14 protein-coding genes are annotated in these 17246 nt (G+C 71.6%); all 14 read right to left on the bottom strand.

Going from position 1 to position 17246, the window contains the following annotated elements; translation table 11 throughout:
* Window positions 1–62 precede the first annotated feature (62 nt).
* Window positions 63–1073 carry a polyprenyl synthetase family protein gene (locus tag ACFC1T_RS16590; protein ID WP_375888997.1) on the bottom strand — a complete coding sequence of 337 codons (1011 nt, stop codon included), beginning with the start codon at window positions 1071–1073 and terminating at the stop codon, window positions 63–65.
* Between the two features lie 253 nt (window positions 1074–1326).
* The gene (gene nuoN / locus ACFC1T_RS16585; RefSeq protein ID WP_375888995.1) at window positions 1327–2964 is read right to left on the bottom strand and encodes an NADH-quinone oxidoreductase subunit NuoN; all 1638 of its coding nucleotides are present in this window, start codon (window positions 2962–2964) and stop codon (window positions 1327–1329) included.
* Window positions 2961–4580, bottom strand: a complete 1620-nt coding sequence (locus ACFC1T_RS16580) for an NADH-quinone oxidoreductase subunit M (RefSeq protein ID WP_375888992.1) — start codon at window positions 4578–4580, stop codon at window positions 2961–2963. Before ACFC1T_RS16580 ends, nuoN begins: the two co-directional genes overlap by 4 nt.
* Before the next feature lie 157 nt (window positions 4581–4737).
* Complete coding sequence (gene nuoL / locus ACFC1T_RS16575) at window positions 4738–6675, bottom strand: NADH-quinone oxidoreductase subunit L (RefSeq protein ID WP_375888989.1); 1938 nt, start codon at window positions 6673–6675, stop codon at window positions 4738–4740.
* A 14-nt stretch (window positions 6676–6689) separates the two neighbouring features.
* Window positions 6690–6989, bottom strand: a complete 300-nt coding sequence (nuoK, locus tag ACFC1T_RS16570) for an NADH-quinone oxidoreductase subunit NuoK (protein ID WP_360244848.1) — start codon at window positions 6987–6989, stop codon at window positions 6690–6692.
* Entirely contained in the window at window positions 6986–7882 is an 897-nt protein-coding gene (locus ACFC1T_RS16565) for an NADH-quinone oxidoreductase subunit J (RefSeq protein ID WP_375889204.1), read from the bottom strand. Before ACFC1T_RS16565 ends, nuoK begins: the two co-directional genes overlap by 4 nt.
* Window positions 7882–8484, bottom strand: coding sequence for an NADH-quinone oxidoreductase subunit NuoI (gene nuoI / locus ACFC1T_RS16560; protein ID WP_375888986.1), 603 nt, complete (start codon window positions 8482–8484; stop codon window positions 7882–7884). Before nuoI ends, ACFC1T_RS16565 begins: the two co-directional genes overlap by 1 nt.
* Window positions 8485–8490: 6 nt before the next feature.
* A complete protein-coding gene (gene nuoH / locus ACFC1T_RS16555) occupies window positions 8491–9831 on the bottom strand; it encodes an NADH-quinone oxidoreductase subunit NuoH (RefSeq protein ID WP_375888984.1) in 1341 nt (446 codons plus the stop codon).
* Complete coding sequence (locus ACFC1T_RS16550; protein WP_375888982.1) at window positions 9828–12371, bottom strand: NADH-quinone oxidoreductase subunit G; 2544 nt, start codon at window positions 12369–12371, stop codon at window positions 9828–9830. The genes nuoH and ACFC1T_RS16550 overlap by 4 nt, the downstream gene beginning before the upstream one ends.
* On the bottom strand, window positions 12368–13729 hold the full coding sequence (nuoF, locus tag ACFC1T_RS16545) for an NADH-quinone oxidoreductase subunit NuoF (protein WP_375888980.1): 1362 nt from the start codon (window positions 13727–13729) through the stop codon (window positions 12368–12370). Before nuoF ends, ACFC1T_RS16550 begins: the two co-directional genes overlap by 4 nt.
* A complete protein-coding gene (nuoE, locus tag ACFC1T_RS16540; protein WP_375888977.1) occupies window positions 13729–14535 on the bottom strand; it encodes an NADH-quinone oxidoreductase subunit NuoE in 807 nt (268 codons plus the stop codon). Before nuoE ends, nuoF begins: the two co-directional genes overlap by 1 nt.
* Window positions 14532–15863, bottom strand: a complete 1332-nt coding sequence (locus ACFC1T_RS16535) for an NADH-quinone oxidoreductase subunit D (protein ID WP_375888975.1) — start codon at window positions 15861–15863, stop codon at window positions 14532–14534. Before ACFC1T_RS16535 ends, nuoE begins: the two co-directional genes overlap by 4 nt.
* Window positions 15863–16576, bottom strand: a complete 714-nt coding sequence (locus ACFC1T_RS16530) for an NADH-quinone oxidoreductase subunit C (protein ID WP_375888972.1) — start codon at window positions 16574–16576, stop codon at window positions 15863–15865. The genes ACFC1T_RS16535 and ACFC1T_RS16530 overlap by 1 nt, the downstream gene beginning before the upstream one ends.
* Window positions 16573–17127: a NuoB/complex I 20 kDa subunit family protein gene (locus ACFC1T_RS16525; protein WP_375888969.1), complete on the bottom strand. Its 555-nt coding sequence runs from the start codon at window positions 17125–17127 to the stop codon at window positions 16573–16575. Before ACFC1T_RS16525 ends, ACFC1T_RS16530 begins: the two co-directional genes overlap by 4 nt.
* Window positions 17128–17246 lie beyond the last annotated feature (119 nt).

Here is a 17246-nt window from a genome sequence, read left to right as displayed (position 1 = left end):
TGTCAGTCTCCCCCATCCGCCCGCGCCCGCACGGGCTCGGGGTCGGATCCGCCCGGGGACGCTCACATGGTGCGGATGGCCACCGCGTCGCACAGCCCGTCCAGGGCGGCCTTCGCCGCGCAGTCCGGCAGCGGGGCCAGCAGCGCCCGGGCCTCCTCGGAGTGCCGCAGGGTCTCCCGGCGGGCGCGCTCCAGGGCGGGGTGGGCGCGCAGCAGGCGCAGCGCCTCGGCGTGCAGGTCGTCGTCCGAGAGGTCCCCGTCGAGCAGTTCGCGCAGCCGGGTGTCGGCCGGGTCGTCCGGGTCGGCCGGCATCTGCTCCAGCAGCAGGGTCGGCAGGGTCGGCACGCCCTCGCGCAGGTCGGTGCCGGGGGTCTTGCCGGACTCGTGGCCGTCGCTGGCGACGTCCAGGACGTCGTCGGCGAGCTGGAAGGCGATGCCGATCCGCTCGCCGAACTCGCCGAGGGTGTCCACCAGTGCGGGCGGGGCGCCGGCCATCAGCGCTCCTATCCGGCAGGAGACGGCGATCAGCGATCCGGTCTTGCCGGCCAGCACGTCCAGGTAGTGCAGCAGCCGGTCGGCCTCCGGGCCGGGGCCGCGGGTCTCCAGGATCTGGCCGGTCACCAGCCGCTCGAAGGCCTCGGCCTGCATCCGGACCGCCTCCGGGCCGAGGTCGGCCAGCACCTGGGAGGCGCGGGAGAACAGGAAGTCGCCGGTGAGGATGGCCACCGAGTTGTCCCAGCGGGAGTTGGCGCTCTCCGCGCCGCGGCGCACCGGGGCCTCGTCCATCACGTCGTCGTGGTACAGCGTGGCCAGGTGGGTCAGCTCGACGACCACCGCAGCCGGCACCACCCCGGGCGCCCCCGGGTCGCCGAACTGGGCGGCCAGCAGCAGGAGCAGCGGGCGGAAGCGCTTGCCGCCGGCCTCGATCAGGTGGGAGGCGGTGACGGTGATGAAGGGGACGTCGCTCTTGACGGCCTCGGAGAGCGCCGCCTCCACCGCGTCCAGTCCGGCCTGGACGTCCCGGGTCAGGTCGCGGTCCTGCACGCTGAGCCCGAAGGGTCCCACGACGGTCACGAAGACCACTCCTCTGTCCCTGGTCGATCTAGCGGCCTGGTCCCTGAGTGCCGCCGCTGGCCATACAGGCAGGGTATCCGGTCGCGAGTGGATCACTGCACGGGCGTGCGGATCCCGTCATGACCGCGCCGGAAGCCCTGGTCAGGAGGCCTGTGCGGACGCAGCGGCGGTGGGGGCGAATTCATCGGGAAACAAAGACCGGAGATCGGCCCGCGGATCCGGGCCGATCTCCGAACAAACCGACCGGCTACGGTCAGTACGCGAACAGCGAGGCCTTGGACGCGAGGTCCAGGAAGTACTGCGGCAGCAGGCCCAGACCCAGCGTGACCAGCACCCCCACCCCGATCGCGGTCGCCGTGAAGGCGCTCGGGATCGCCACCGTCGGACCGCCCGGCTGCGGGTCGGAGAAGAACATCAGCACGATCACCCGGATGTAGAAGAACGCGGCCACCGCCGAACTCAGCACACCCACGATCACCAGCGGCGTCGCCCCGCCGGCCGCCGCCGCCTGGAACACCGCGAACTTCCCGGTGAAACCGGAGGTCAGCGGGATCCCGGCGAAGGCCAGCAGGAACAGCGCGAAGACCGCCGCCACCAGCGGCGAGCGCCGCCCCAGCCCCGCCCAGCTGGACAGGTGGGTCGCCTCCCCCTTGGAGTCGCGCACCAGGGTGACCACGGCGAAGGCCCCCAGCGTCACGAAGGAGTACGCCGCCAGGTAGAACAGCACCGAGGACAGGCCCTGCTTGTTGACCGCGATCACCCCGGTCAGGATGAACCCGGCGTGCGCGATCGAGGAGTACGCCAGCAGCCGCTTGACGTCCTGCTGGGTCACCGCCAGCACCGCGCCGACCACCATGGTCAGGATCGCCACGCCCCACAGCACCGGCCGCCAGTCCAGCCGCAGGCCCGGGAAGGCCACGTAGAACAGCCGCAGGAACGCCCCGAACGCGGCGACCTTGGTGGCCGCGGCCATGAAGCCGGTCACCGGGGTCGGCGCGCCCTGGTAGACGTCCGGGGTCCAGGAGTGGAACGGCACCGCGCCCACCTTGAACAGCAGGCCCACCGCCAGCAGCGCCAGGCCGGTCAGCAGCAGCGCGTCGCTCTGGGTGCTGCTCAGCTGCGCCGGGGTGGTCATCGCCTTGCCGGAGATGACGTCCGCGATGTCGCCGAGCTTGACGCTGCCCGCGTAGCCGTACAGCAGCGCGGTGCCGAACAGGAAGAACGCCGAGGCGAACGCGCCCAGCAGGAAGTACTTGACCGCCGCCTCCTGGGACAGCAGCCGGCGGCGCCGGGCCAGCGCGCACAGCAGGTACAGCGGGAGGGAGAAGACCTCCAGCGCCACGAACATGGTCAGCAGGTCGTTGGCGGCCGGGAAGAGCAGCATGCCGCCGACCGCGAACAGGGTCAGCGGGAAGACCTCGGTGGTCGCGAAGCCGGCCCGGACCGCGTCCCGCTCCTGCTCCCCGCCCGGGGTGGCGGACGCCTGGGCGGCGAAGGCGTCGGCGGGCAGGCCGCCGGCCTTGGGCTCCAGCCTGCGCTCCGCGTAGGTGAGCACCGCGACGACGGCGACCAGCAGGATCACGCCCTGGAGGAACAGCGCCGGGCCGTCCAGGGCGACCGACTCCATGGCCAGCAGGTCGACCCGCGGCGCGCCGTGGCCCTGCGTCGCCAGCACCACCACGGCGGCGAACGCGCCGGCCAGCGCGACCAGCGCCAGCGACACCTGGGTCCAGTGCCGCAGCCGGCGCGGGACGAAGGCCTCGACCAGGACGCCCGCCACGGCGGCCCCGAAGACCACCAGCATCGGGGAGAGTTGGCCGTACTCGATGTGCGGCGCCGGGATGCCGGGGGTGTTGCCGCCGACGGCGGCGAGCACTGCGGTGGCACTCACTTCTGCCCACCTCCTGAGGTGGCGGCGACCGGGTGGGCCGGCGCCGGGTCGGTCCGGTGGACCTGCGAGAGCGTCGCGTCCACCGAGGGGTTCACCAGGTCGGTGAGCGGCTTCGGGTACACCCCGAGCAGGATCGTCAGCGCCACCAGCGGTGCCACCACGGCCAGTTCCCGGACCTTGAGGTCGGGCATCGCGCGCACGCCCTCCTTCACCGGGCCGGTCATGGTGCGCTGGTACAGCAGCAGCGCGTACAGCGCGGCCAGCACGATGCCGAGGGTGGCGACGACGCCGATCGCCGGGTAGCGGGTGAAGGTGCCCACCAGCACCAGGAACTCGCTGACGAACGGGGCCAGCCCCGGCAGCGACAGGGTCGCCAGGCTGCCGATCAGGAAGGTTCCGGCGAGCACCGGGGCGACCTTCTGCACGCCGCCGTAGTCGGCGATCAGCCGCGAGCCGCGGCGCGAGATCAGGAAGCCGGCCACCAGCATCCACGCGGCGGTGGAGAGGCCGTGGTTGACCATGTAGAGGGTCGCGCCGCTCTGCCCCTGGCTGGTCATCGCGAAGACGCCCATGATGATGAAGCCGAAGTGCGAGATCGAGGCGTAGGCGACCAGCCGCTTGATGTCCTTCTGGCCGACCGCCAGCAGCGCGCCGTAGACGATCCCGACCAGCGACAGCACCAGGATCGCCGGAGCGAAGGTCTTCGAGGCGTCCGGGAACAGCCCGAGGCAGAAGCGCAGCATCGCGAAGGTGCCGACCTTGTCCACCACCGCGGTGATCAGCACCGCGGTGCCGGCCGTCGCCTCGCCCATCGCGTTCGGCAGCCAGGTGTGCAGCGGCCACAGCGGGGCCTTCACCGCGAAGGCGAAGAAGAAGCCGAGGAACAGCGCGTTCTGCGCCGTCCCGGACAGCTTGAGGCTGCCGTCGGCGATCGCCCCGGTGAGGGTCGGCAGGTCGAAGGTGCCGAAGCCCTGCTCCTGGGCGATCACGTACAGCCCGATCACCGCGGCCAGCATCACCAGGCCGCCGAGCAGGTTGTACAGCAGGAACTTGACGGCCGCGTAGGAGCGCTGGCGCGCCGAGTCCGGGCCGGCGGCCCGGTCGCCGAAGCCGCCGATCAGGAAGTACATCGGGATCAGCATGGCTTCGAAGAACACGTAGAACAGGAAGACGTCGGTGGCGTAGAAGGACACCACCACCATCGCCTCCACCGCCAGGATCAGGGCGAAGAAGGCCTGGGTGCGCCGTTTGTTCTCGAAGCTGCCGTCGGGGCCCGGGGCGGCCGGGTCCGCGTCGTGCCAGGAGGCCAGCATCACCATCGGCACCAGGACGGCCGTCAGCAGGGCCAGCACCGCGCCGATGCCGTCCACGCCGAGCGAGAAGGTGATGCCGAAGGAGCGGATCCAGCTGTACGACTCGGTCAGCTGGAACCGGGCGCCGTGCGGGTCGAAGCGCAGCGCCACCAGGGCGGCCAGCACCAGGGTCACCCCCGACACGGCCAGCGCGACGGTCTTGATGGTGCGCCGCCGGGCCGCGTTCGACCCGGCGGGCAGGGCGGCGGTCAGCACCGCGCCGGCCGCCGGGACGGCACAGGTGGTGGTCAGTAGCACGCTCACGGCCTGGCCTCCCGACGCGTTTCCCCGCCCCGAGCCGAAGGGCGCGCCGGTGCCGAGAGCGATGAGCGACCAGCGACCGACGAAGGAGGGAGTGCCGGAGCGAAGAGGGTCGGCGCCGGGTCCGAGCGCCCGGAGGCGAGCGGGCGAATCACAGTCATCACACGGACCTCATCAGGAGAGTCGAGGCGACCAGCACCAGCGTGCCGCCGAACATGGAGAGCGCGTACGAGCGGACGAAGCCGTTCTGGACCCGCCGCAGCCGGCCGGACAGGCCCCCGATGAGGGCGGCCAGGCCGTTGACGAAGCCGTCCAGGCCGCGGCTGTCGAAGTAGACCAGGGTCGCCGCCAGCGCCGAGCCCGGCCGCACCAGCACCGCGTGGTTGAAGTCGTCCTGCAGCAGGTCGCGGCGGGCCGCCCGGGTGAGCGGGGAGCCGACCGGCGGCACCACCGGGACGGGCGAGCGCCCGTACATCAGGTACGCCAGCCCGACGCCGGCCAGCATGCAGGCCGTGGTCAGCCCGGTGACCGTCCAGGAGCCGAGCGGCGGGTTGCCCTCGCTGTGGCCGGTGACCGGCTCCAGCCACTTCAGGAAGGAGCCGTGGTAGACGAACAGCCCGCCGGCGAAGACCGAGCCGAAGGCCAGCAGGACCATCGGCACGACCATGGTCCGCGGCGACTCGTGCGGGTGCGGGAGGTCGCCCTCGCCCGCGGCGGAGCCGCTGGTGTCCGCCTTCGGCTGCCAGCGCTTCTCCCCGAAGAAGGTCAGCAGCATCACCCGGGTCATGTAGAACGCGGTGACGGCCGCGCCGACCAGCGCGCACAGGCCGAGGATCCAGCCCTCGGTGCCGCCCTTGGCGAAGGCCGCCTCGATGATCTTGTCCTTGGAGAAGAAGCCGGACAGCCCGGGGAAGCCGATGATGGCCAGGTAGCCCAGGCCGAACGTGGCGAAGGTCCACGGCATGTGCCGCCACAGGCCGCCGTAGCGGCGCATGTTCACCTCGTCGTCCATGCCGTGCATGACCGACCCGGCGCCGAGGAACAGCCCGGCCTTGAAGAAGCCGTGGGTCACCAGGTGCATGATCGCGAAGACGTAGCCGATCGGGCCCAGCCCGGCCGCCAGGACCATGTAGCCGATCTGCGACATGGTCGAGCCGGCCAGCGCCTTCTTGATGTCGTCCTTGGCGCAACCGACGACCGCACCGAACAGCAGCGTCACCGCACCGACCACCACCACGGCGGTCTGGGCGTCCGGCGCCAGGTCGAAGATCGCCGAGGACCGGGTGATCAGGTAGACCCCGGCGGTCACCATGGTGGCCGCGTGGATCAGGGCCGAGACCGGGGTCGGGCCCTCCATCGCGTCCCCCAGCCAGGACTGCAGCGGCACCTGCGCCGACTTGCCGCACGCGGCCAGCAGCAGCATCAGGCCGATCGCCGTCAGCCTGCCCTCGCTCGCCCCGTGCACCGCCCCGACCGCGCCCTCCGAACCGAGGACCGGGGTGAAGGCGAAGGAGCCGAACTCGGCGAACATCAGCATGATCGCGATCGACAGGCCCATGTCGCCGACCCGGTTGACCAGGAACGCCTTCTTCGCGGCCGTCGCCGCACTCGGCTTGTGCTGCCAGAAGCCGATCAGCAGGTACGAGGCCAGGCCCACGCCCTCCCAACCGAAGTACAGCAGGAGGTAGTTGTCCGCCAGCACCAGCAGCAGCATGGCGGCCAGGAACAGGTTCAGGTACGCGAAGAAGCGGCGCCGGCGCTCGTCGTGCGCCATGTAGCCCACCGAGTACAGGTGGATCAGCGTGCCCACCCCGGTGATCAACAGCACGAAGGTCATCGACAACTGGTCGAGCCGGAACGAGACGTCGGCCTGGAAGGCGTTCACCGGCACCCAGCTGAACAGGTGCTTCGTCACCGCCCGGTGCTCGACGTCCCGGCCCAGCATGTCCGAGAACAGGGCCAGGCCGAAGCCGAACGAGAGCGCGGCGAGCGCGGTCGCCAGCCAGTGGCCGAAGCGGTCGAAGGCCCGACCGCCCAGGAGCAGCAGGGCGGCACCGGCCAGCGGAGCCGCCACCAGCAGCGGAATGAGAGAGTTCACCGAAGGTCCTCCGCCTACAGCTTCATCAGATTGCTGTCGTCGACCGAAGCGGAGTGCCTGGTCCGGAAGATGGAGACGATGATGGCGAGGCCGACCACGACCTCGGCCGCCGCCACCACCATCGTGAAGAACGCGATGATCTGACCGTCCAGGGTCCCGTGCAGCCGGGAGAACGTCACCAGTGCCAGGTTCGAGGCGTTCAGCATCAGCTCGACGCACATGAACAGCACCACCGCGTTGCGCCGGATCAACACCCCGGACGCGCCGATGGTGAACAACAGGGCGGACAGATAGAGGTAGTTGACCGGATTCACCGCTCCCCCTCCCCGGCCTCGCGCGGCTCGGACCCGTGGCCCGGGACCGGCTCCAGGGGCCCGCGCGGAGCCGCCACCACCGGCCGCTCCGAGGACGGCCGGCCCAGCCAGTCCGCCGTACTGTTCTCCAGCTCCGCCATCCGCCGCAGCATCTCCTGGCTGACGTCCCGGACCTGGCCGCGCTCGCGCAGCGTCGCCATCACCGAGTCCTCCGCGATCGTGCCGTCCGGCAGCAGCGCCGGCACGTCCACCGCGTTGTGCCGCGCGTACACGCCCGGCGCCGGCAGCGGCGGCAGCTGGATGTTGTCCCGCACCCGCTGCTCCGCCAGCTCCCGCTGGGTCTTCGGCGCCTTCACGTGCTCCCGGTGGGTCAGCACCATCGCGCCGACCGCCGCGGTGATCAGCAGCGCGCCGGTGACCTCGAAGGCCCACACGTAGCGGGTGAAGATCAGCCGGGCCAGGCCCGGCACATTGCCCTCGGCGTTCGCCTCGGCCAGCCCGGTGAAGTGGTCCAGCCGCGCGTTCGCGATGCCCGCGATCAGCAGCACCCCGAAGCCCAGCCCGCACAGCACCGCCGCGAACCGCTGGCCCTTCAACTGCTCCTTGAGGGAGTCCTCGCTGGTCACGCCGACCAGCATCACCACGAACAGGAACAGCATCATGATCGCGCCGGTGTACACCACGATCTGCACCACGCCCAGGAACACCGCGCCCTGGGCCATGTAACAGACCGCCAGCGCCAGCATGGTCGCCGCCAGGCACAGCGCGCTGTGCACCGCCTTGCGCATCAGCAGCATCCCCAGCGCGCCACCGACCGCGATCACCGCGAGCACCCAGAACTGGACGGCCTCACCCGTGGAGGTCGTCCCGCTCGCCGCCGCCAGCTGTGCGATCACTGCCGCACCTCCTTCTCCCGGTCGGTGCGCTCCTGCTGGACCGTCCCCGGCGCCGCCCCCGTGATCTCGCCCCGGTAGTACGCACCCTCGTCGGTGCCCGGGAAGATCGCGTGCGGGGTGTCGACCATGTCCTCCGACAGGCCCACCAGCAGCTGCTCCTTGGTGAAGATCAGGTCCTTGCGGGAGGAGTCCGCCAGCTCGTACTCGTTGGTCATCGTCAGCGCCCTTGTGGGACAGGCCTCGATGCACAGCCCGCACAGGATGCAGCGGGCGTAGTTGATCTGGTACACGGCGCCGTAGCGCTCACCCGGCGAGTAGCGCTCCTCGTCCCGGTTGTCCGCGCCCTCCACGTAGATCGCGTCGGCCGGGCAGGCCCACGCGCACAGCTCGCAGCCGACGCACTTCTCCAGCCCGTCCGGATGCCGGTTCAGCTGGTGGCGGCCGTGGAAGCGCGGAGCCGTGGGCTTCTTCTGCTCCGGGTACTGCTCGGTCAGCCGCTTCTTGAACATGGCCTTGAAGGTCACGCCGAAACCGGCGGCCGGACCGAGCACCGACGGCCGGTCGGCCCGCTCGGGCCGGCCCGTCTGGTCGGACGACATCGCGGATCAGCTCCCTTCGGAATGGTCGGCCCCGTTGAGGGCGTCCTGGAGTTGCTTCGGGGCCCGGCCCGGCCGGCGCGGCACCGGCGGCAGCACCTGCCCGGGCAGCGGCGGCACCGGGTACCCGCCCGCCATCGGATCGAACTCGCCCTTGCCCGGGGCCTCCTGCTCCGGCCCGGGCTCCTTCTCCTTGCGCAGGAAGTCCCGGACCAGCGCCAGCAGCAGGATCGCGCCGACCGGCGCGCCCACGTAGAGCACCACCTCGCCGAAGCCGTACCCCTCGTTGCGCAGCGCCCGCACGCTCGCGATCAGCACCAGCCACACCAGCGAGACCGGGATCAGCACCTTCCAGCCCAGCTTCATGAACTGGTCGTAGCGCAACCGCGGCAGCGTGCCGCGCAGCCAGATGAAGAAGAACACCAGCAGCTGGATCTTCAAGGTGATCCACAGCATCGGCCACCAGCCGTGGTTGGCGCCCTCCCAGAAGGCCGACACCGGCCACGGGGCCCGCCAGCCGCCCAGGAACAGGGTCGACGCCACCGCCGAGACCGTCACCATGTTGACGTACTCGGCCAGCATGAACATCGCGAACTTCAACGAGGAGTACTCGGTGTTGAAACCGCCCACCAGCTCGCCCTCGGCCTCCGGGAGGTCGAACGGCGCCCGGTTGGTCTCCCCGACCATCGCGATGACGTAGACGATGAACGACACCGGCAGCAGCACCGCGAACCACTTCGGCTGCTGGTGCGCCACGATCTCCGAGGTCGACATCGACCCCGAGTAGACGAACACCGCCGCGAAGGACAGGCCCATCGCGATCTCGTAGCTGATCATCTGCGCGGCCGACCGCAGGCCGCCCAGCAGCGGGTACGTCGAACCGGAGGACCAACCGGCCAGCACGATCCCGTAGATGCCGATCGAGGCGGTGGCCAGGATGTAGAGCAGCGCCACCGGGAAGTCGGTCAGCTGCAGCGGCGTCCGGGTGCCGAAGACCGATACCTCCTCGCCGGCCGGGCCGAACGGGATCACCGCGAAGGCCATGAACGCCGGGATCGCGCAGACGATCGGGGCCAGGACGTAGACCACCTTGTCCGCGCCCTTGACGACCAGGTCCTCCTTGAGCGCCAGCTTCACGCCGTCCGCCAGCGACTGCAGCAGGCCCCACGGCCCGTGCCGGTTCGGCCCGATGCGCAACTGCATCCAGGCCACCACCTTGCGCTCCCAGACGATCGTCACCAGCACCGTCAGCACCAGGAAGGCGAAGCAGAACACCGCCTTCAACAGCACCAGCCACCACGGGTCCTGGCCGAAGAAGTGGAGCGTCTCGTACGGCTGCGGAGTCGTCATCGGACCTCCCCTTCCCGGGACCCGCCCTCGACGGCGACCGGCGCGAGCTCGGCCGCGGCGATCGTCACCAGATGGCCGACGGTGGTGCCGAGCGCGCGGTGCGCGCCGCCCGGCGTGGAGTTGAGCGGGATCCAGACCGTACGGTCCGGGACCGAGTCGGTCACCTCCAGCGGCAGGACCAGCGAACCCGCCGGACCGGTCAGCCGCAGCGCACCGGCGGCCTCCGCGCCGACCTCGGCGCCGACCCCCGTGCCGACCTCCTTGGCGCCGATCTCCTTCGCGGTGGCCGACGACACCCGGGCCACCGCCCGGTGCCGCGTCCCCGCCAGGTGCGGATCGCCGTCCTGCAACGAGCCCTCGTCCAGCAGCAGCCGCCAACCCGCCAGCACCGCCTGGCCGGTGGCCGGACGCGGCAGCACACCCGGGTGCGCCGCCGGATCCGCCGCGCGGTCACCCCGCCACGGCCCGAAGCGGTCCAGCTCCAGCCGGGCCGCCCGTACGTCCGCCAGGCCCAGCCGGTGCCCCAGCGCGTCCGCCAGCATCGCCAGCACCCGCAGGTCCGACTGGAGATGACGGCCCATCTGCTGGTCCGGCTTGAGCGCGGCCTCGAACATCCGCACCCGGCCCTCCCAGTCCAGGAACGTCCCCGCCTTCTCCGCCACCGCCGCCACCGGCAGCACCACGTCGGCCCGGCCCGTCACCGCCGACGGCCGCAGCTCCAGCGACACCACGAACGGCACCGCCGCCAGCGCCTCCCCGGCCAGCGCCGGATCCGGCAGATCGTCCGGATCCACCCCGCCGACCAGCAGCGCGTCCAGATCGCCCCGCGCCGCCGCGGTCAGGATCTGGCCGGTGTCCCGGCCCGGACGCGACGGCAGCTCCGCCACCCCCCACACCGAGGCCGCCTGGGCCCGCGCCGCCGCGTCCGCCACCGGACGGCCGCCCGGCAGCAGACCCGGCAGCGCGCCGGCCTCCACCGCCCCGCGCTCCCCGGCCCGGCGCGGCACCCAGGCCAGCGCCGCCCCGGTCGCGTGCGCCAACCGCAGCACCGCCGTCAACGCGCCCGGCACCGACGCCAGCCGCTCACCCGCCAGGATCACCGCACCCGGCCGGCGCAACAGCTCCGCCGCCCGCCCGGCCTCGTCGTTCAACGGCTCGTCCGCCGCCAGCGCCGCGAACCACTCCGGCTCCGTCCCCGGCGCCGCCGGCAGCAGCGCACCGCGCAGCTTCGCCAGCCCCCGGGAGGCGAACGACGCCACCGAGAACACCTTGACGCCGTTGCCCCGGGACGCCTTGCGCAGCCGCAGGAAGACGATCGGCGACTCCTCCTCCGGCTCGAACCCCGCCAGCAGCACCGCCGGAGCCTGCTCCAGCCGCGCGTAGTCGACGCCCGAACCGTCCACGTCCACCCCGCGCCCGGCGACCGCCGCGGCCAGGAAGTCCGCCTCCTCACCGCTGTGCGGGCGGGACCGGAAGTCCACGTCGTTGGTGCCCAGCACCACCCGGGCGAACTTCGCGTACGCGTACGCGTCCTCCACCGTCACCCGGCCGCCCGCCAGCACACCCGTACGGGCCCCGCGCAGACCCTCGGCGGCCCGCCGCAACGCCTCCGGCCAGGAGGCCGGCACCAGCTCGCCGTCCACCCGCACCAGCGGGGCCGTCAGCCGGTCCCGCTGCTGGGCGTAGCGGAACGCGAACCGGCCCTTGTCGCAGTTCCACTCCTCGTTCACCGCCGGGTCCTCGCCCGCCAGCCGGCGCAGCACCTTGCCCCGCCGGTGATCGGTGCGCTGCGCGCAACCCGCTGAGCAGTGCTCGCACACGCTCGGCGAGGACACCAGGTCGAAGGGGCGCGAGCGGAAACGATAAGCCGCCGAGGTCAGCGCGCCCACCGGACAGATCTGGATGGTGTTCCCGGAGAAGTACGACTCGAAGTCGTCCCCCTCCCCCGTGCCCACCTGCTGCAGCGCCCCGCGCTCCACCAGGTCGATGAACGGGTCCCCGGCGATCTGCTGCGAGAAGCGGGTGCAGCGCGCGCACAGCACGCAGCGCTCCCGGTCCAGCAGCACCTGGCTGCTGATCGGCAGCGGCTTCGCGTAGGTGCGCTTCATCCCCTCGAACCGGGAGTCCGCCGCGCCGCTGCTCATCGCCTGGTTCTGCAGCGGGCACTCGCCGCCCTTGTCGCAGACCGGGCAGTCCAGCGGGTGGTTGATCAGCAGCAGCTCCATCACGCCGCGCTGGGCCTTCTCCGCCACCGGCGAACTCAGCTGGGTGCGCACCACCATGCCCTCGGCGACCGGGATGGTGCAGGAGGCGACCGGCTTGCGCTGGCCCTCGACCTCCACGATGCACTGCCGGCAGGCGCCGGCCGGATCCAGCAGCGGATGGTCGCAGAAGCGCGGGATCTGGGTGCCGATGGTCTCGGCGGCCCGGATCACCAAGGTGCCCTTGGGGACCTTCACTTCGACGCCGTCGATGGTGAGCGTGACCAGTTCGACCGCGGCTCCGTCGTTCGTGGAGGCGGCCGGCTCGGTGATCGTCACGCGTGCACCTCCCTCTCGGTGGCGGACTGGTGGCCGGGGCGGGGGCCGTCGGCCCAGACGGTGGACGCGGCCGGGTCGAACGGGCAGCGGCGCTCGGCCAGGTGCTGCTCGTACTCGGCCCGGAAGTACTGGAGCGAGGAGACGATCGGGCTCGCCGCGCCGTCGCCCAGCGCGCAGAAGGACTTGCCGTTGATGTTGTCGGCGATGTCGAGGAGCTTCTCCAGGTCCCCGTCGACGCCCTGGCCCGCCTCGATCCGCTTCAACAGCTGGACCAGCCAGTAGGTGCCCTCCCGGCAGGGGGTGCACTTGCCGCAGGACTCGTGGGCGTAGAACTCCGTCCAGCGGGTCACCGCCCGCACCACGCAGGTGGTCTCGTCGAAGACCTGCAGCGCCTTGGTGCCGAGCATCGAGCCCGCCGCGCCGACGCCCTCGTAGTCCAGCGGGACGTCGAGGTGCTCGTCGGTGAACATCGGGGTGGAGGAGCCGCCCGGGGTCCAGAACTTCAACCGGTGCCCGGCCCGGACGCCGCCGGAGAGGTCCAGCAGCTGGCGCAGCGTGATGCCGAGCGGGGCCTCGTACTGGCCGGGGTTGGTGACGTGGCCGGACAGCGAGTACAGCGTGAAGCCCGGGGACTTCTCGGTGCCCAGGCCCTTGAACCACTCCTTGCCGCGGGCCAGGATCGGCGGCACCGAGGCGATCGACTCGACGTTGTTGACCACCGTCGGGCAGGCGTACAGGCCGGCGATCGCCGGGAACGGCGGGCGCAGCCTCGGCTGGCCGCGGCGGCCCTCCAGCGAGTCCAGCAGCGCCGTCTCCTCGCCGCAGATGTAGGCGCCGGCGCCGGCGTGGACGGTGATGTCCAGGTTCACGCCCGAGCCGAGGATGTCCCGGCCGAGCAGGCCCGCCGCGTACGCCTCGGCGACCGCGGCGTGCAGGCGGCGCAGCACCGGGACGACCTCGCCGCGCAGGTAGATGAACGCGTGGTCGCAGCGGATCGCGTACGAGGCGATGACCATGCCCTCGATGAGGGAGTGCGGGTTGGCGAACAGCAGCGGGATGTCCTTGCAGGTGCCCGGCTCGGACTCGTCCGCGTTGACCACCAGGTAGTGCGGCTTGCCGTCGTTCTGCGGGATGAACTGCCACTTCATCCCGGTGGGGAAGCCGGCGCCGCCGCGGCCGCGCAGACCGGAGTCCTTGACCAGGGCGATCACGTCGTCCGGGGGCATCGCGAGGGCCGCCTTGAGGCCCTCGTAGCCGTGGTGGCGGCGGTAGGTGGCGAGGGTCCAGGGACGGCTGTCGTCCCAGGGGTCGGACAGGACGGGGGTGAGCAGCTTCTCGGCCGGCTCGGCGGAGGTCATCACGCTTCGGTCCCTTCCTGGCCGTCGGCCTTGCCTTCGTGGCCCGGCTCCCCGTGGCCCGGATCCCCGTGGCGGGGGGCCTCGTGGCGGGGGGAGACCACCTTGGTGCCGGCGGTGCCGGGCAGGGCCTCGCCGCGCGCCAGCCGCAGCCCGGCCAGCGAGGGGGCGCCGCCGGCACCCGACTCGTCGTTGGCGCCCGGGCGCTCGTCCGGGAAGCCGGCCAGGATCCGGGCGGTCTCCTTGAAGCCGCACAGCCGGGCGCCGCGGGTGGGCCGCACCTCGCGGCCGGCCCGCAGGTCGTCGACCAGCCGGCGGGCGCTCTGCGGGGTCTGGTCGTCGAAGAACTCCCAGTTGACCATCACCACGGGGGCGTAGTCGCAGGCGGCGTTGCACTCGATGTGCTCGATCGAGATCTCGCCGTCCTCGGTGGTCTCGTTGTTGCCGATGCCCAGGTGCTCCTGGAGGTCGGCGAAGATCCGGTCCCCGCCGAGCACCGCGCACAGGGTGTTGGTGCAGACCCCGACGTGGTACTTCCCGGCCGGGCGCCGCCGGTACATCGTGTAGAAGGTGGCGACGGCGGTGACCTCGGCCGTGGTGAGCCCCAACTGCTCGGCGCAGAAGCGGATCCCGGTCCGGCTGACGAAGCCCTCCTCGGCCTGCACCAGGTGCAGCAGCGGCAGCAGCGCCGAACGGGCCTGCGGGTAGCGGCCGATCAGCTCGGCGGCGTCGGCGGCCAGCCGGGAGCGCACCTCCTCCGGGTACGGCGGGGCCGGCATCGCCGGCAGTCCCAGTTCGACGTCCGTCACCGGTCCACGCCTCCCATCACCGGGTCGATCCCGGCCACCGCGACGATCACGTCGGCCACCTGGCCGCCCTCGCACATCGCCGCCATCGTCTGCAGATTGGTGAACGACGGGTCCCGGAAGTGCACCCGGTACGGGCGCGTCCCGCCGTCGCTGACCACGTGCACGCCCAGCTCGCCCTTGGACGACTCGACCGCCGCGTACGCCTGGCCGACCGGGACCCGGAAGCCCTCGGTGACCAGCTTGAAGTGGTGGATCAGGGCCTCCATCGAGGTGCCCATGATCTTGCGGATGTGGTCGAGCGAATTGCCCATCCCGTCCGGGCCGACGGCCAGTTGGGCCGGCCAGGCGATCTTCTTGTCGGCCACCATGACCGGGCCCGGGCGCAGCCGGTCCAGGCACTGCTCGACGATCCGCAGGGACTGCTTCATCTCCTCCAGCCGGATCAGGAACCGGCCGTAGGAGTCGGCGGTGTCGGCGACCGCGACCTCGAAGTCGTAGTCCTGGTAGCCGCAGTACGGATCGGTCTTGCGCAGGTCGTGCGGCAGGCCGGTGGCCCGCAGGATCGGACCGGTGGCGCCCAGGGCCAGGCAGCCGGCCAGGTCCAGGAAGCCGACGTCGACCAGCCGGGCCTTGAACACCGGGTTGCCGGTGGCGAGTTTGTCGTACTCGTGCATCCGGGAGCGGAGGGTGCGGACCGCCTCGCGGATCTGGTCGACGGCGCCGGGCGGCAGGTCCTGGGCCAGGCCGCCGGGGCGGACGTACGCGTGGTTCATGCGCAGGCCGGTGACCAGTTCGAAGACGTCCAGGATCAGCTCGCGGTCCCGGAACCCGTAGACCATCAGGGTGGTGGCGCCGATCTCCATGCCGCCGGTGGCCAGGCAGACCAGGTGCGAGGCGATCCGGTTGAGCTCCATCATCATCACCCGGATGACGCTGGCCCGCTCCGGGATGTCGTCGGTGATGCCGAGCAGCTTCTCGACCGCCAGGCAGTAGGCGGTCTCGTTGAACAGCGGGATCACGTAGTCCATGCGGGTCACGAAGGTGGTGCCCTGGACCCAGCTGCGGAACTCCATGTTCTTCTCGATGCCGGTGTGGAGGTAGCCGATGCCGCAGCGGGCCTCCTTCACCGTCTCCCCGTCGATCTCCAGGATCAGCCGCAGCACGCCGTGGGTGGACGGGTGCTGGGGGCCCATGTTGACGATGATGCGCTCGTCGTCGGCCCGGCCGGCCGCCTCGACCACCTCGCCCCAGTCGCCGCCGGTGACGGTGAAGACCCGGCCCTCGGTGGTGTCGCGGGCATCTGCTTCCTCGTAGTGCTGAGTACTCATCAGCTGTACGACCTCCGCTGGTCGGGAGCCGGGATCTGGGCGCCCTTGTACTCGACGGGGATGCCGCCGAGCGGGTAGTCCTTGCGCTGCGGGTGGCCCAGCCAGTCGTCCGGCATCATGATCCGGGTGAGCGCCGGGTGGCCGTCGAAGACCAGGCCGAAGAAGTCGTAGGCCTCGCGCTCGTGCCAGTTGCTGGTCGGGTAGACGCTCACCACGGAGGGGATCCGCGGGTCGGCGTCCGGCGCGGTGACCTCCAGCCTGATCAGCCGGCCGTGGGTGATCGAACGCAGGTGGTAGACCGCGTGCAGCTCGCGGCCACGGTCACCCGGGTAGTGCACCCCGCTCACGCCCAGGCACAGTTCGAAGCGCAGCGCCGGGTCGTCGCGCAGGATGCGCACCGCCTTCAACAGGTGGGTGCGGTCCAGGTGGAAGGTGAGCTCGCCGCGGTCGACCACGGTCTTCTCGACCACCTCGGCCGGGTCCAGGCCCTGCTCCTCCAGCGCGCCCTCGAACTCGTCGGCGACCTCGTCGAACCAGCCGCCGTACGGGCGTTCGCTCGGGCCGGGCAGCACGATCGGGGCGGCCAGACCGCCGAAGCCGGAGGTGTCGCCGGTGCCGTCGGCACCGAACATGCCCTGCCGGCGGCCGACCACCTCGACCGGGATCTCCCGGGGCGGCTGCTCGCGGCGGGACTCGGGTACCTGCTCGCTCATCGCAGCTGCCCCCGCATCTCGCTGATCGGGGTCGCCTTGAGGGCCAGGGCCTCGCCCAACTCCTCGGCGCGGCGCCGGTTCACGCCCAGCGGCTCGTGCTGGATCTTGTCGTGCAGCTTCAGGATCGCGTCCAGCAGCATCTCCGGGCGGGGCGGGCAACCGGGCAGGTAGATGTCCACCGGGACGATGTGGTCGACGCCCTGCACGATCGCGTAGTTGTTGAACATCCCGCCGGAAGAGGCGCAGACGCCCATCGAGATGACCCACTTCGGGTTGGGCATCTGGTCGTACACCTGGCGCAGCACCGGGGCCATCTTCTGACTCACCCGGCCCGCCACGATCATCAGATCGGCCTGCCGGGGGGAGCCCCGGAAGACCTCCATCCCGAACCGGGCCAGGTCGTAGCGGCCGGCACCGGTGGTCATCATCTCGATCGCGCAGCAGGCCAGACCGAAGGTGGCCGGGAAGAGTGACGCCTTGCGCACCCAGCCGGCGGCCGTCTCCACGGTCGTGAGCAGAAAGCCGCTCGGCAGCTTCTCCTCGATTCCCATCAGATCCCTCTCAATGCCCTCAAGTCCTCTGGTACGTCCGGCGATGCGCCCGCGGAGCGTCCGGGGGAACGTCCGGCCCGTCCGAGCTTGTCCGCTCGTTCACAAGGGCGGCGGCGCCA

It is taken from the genome of Kitasatospora sp. NPDC056076, assembly GCF_042266305.1.
GTDB lineage: Bacteria > Actinomycetota > Actinomycetes > Streptomycetales > Streptomycetaceae > Kitasatospora.
The sequence above is the reverse complement of the archived record's forward strand: the minus strand, read 5'-3'. Positions and strand labels throughout refer to the sequence as shown.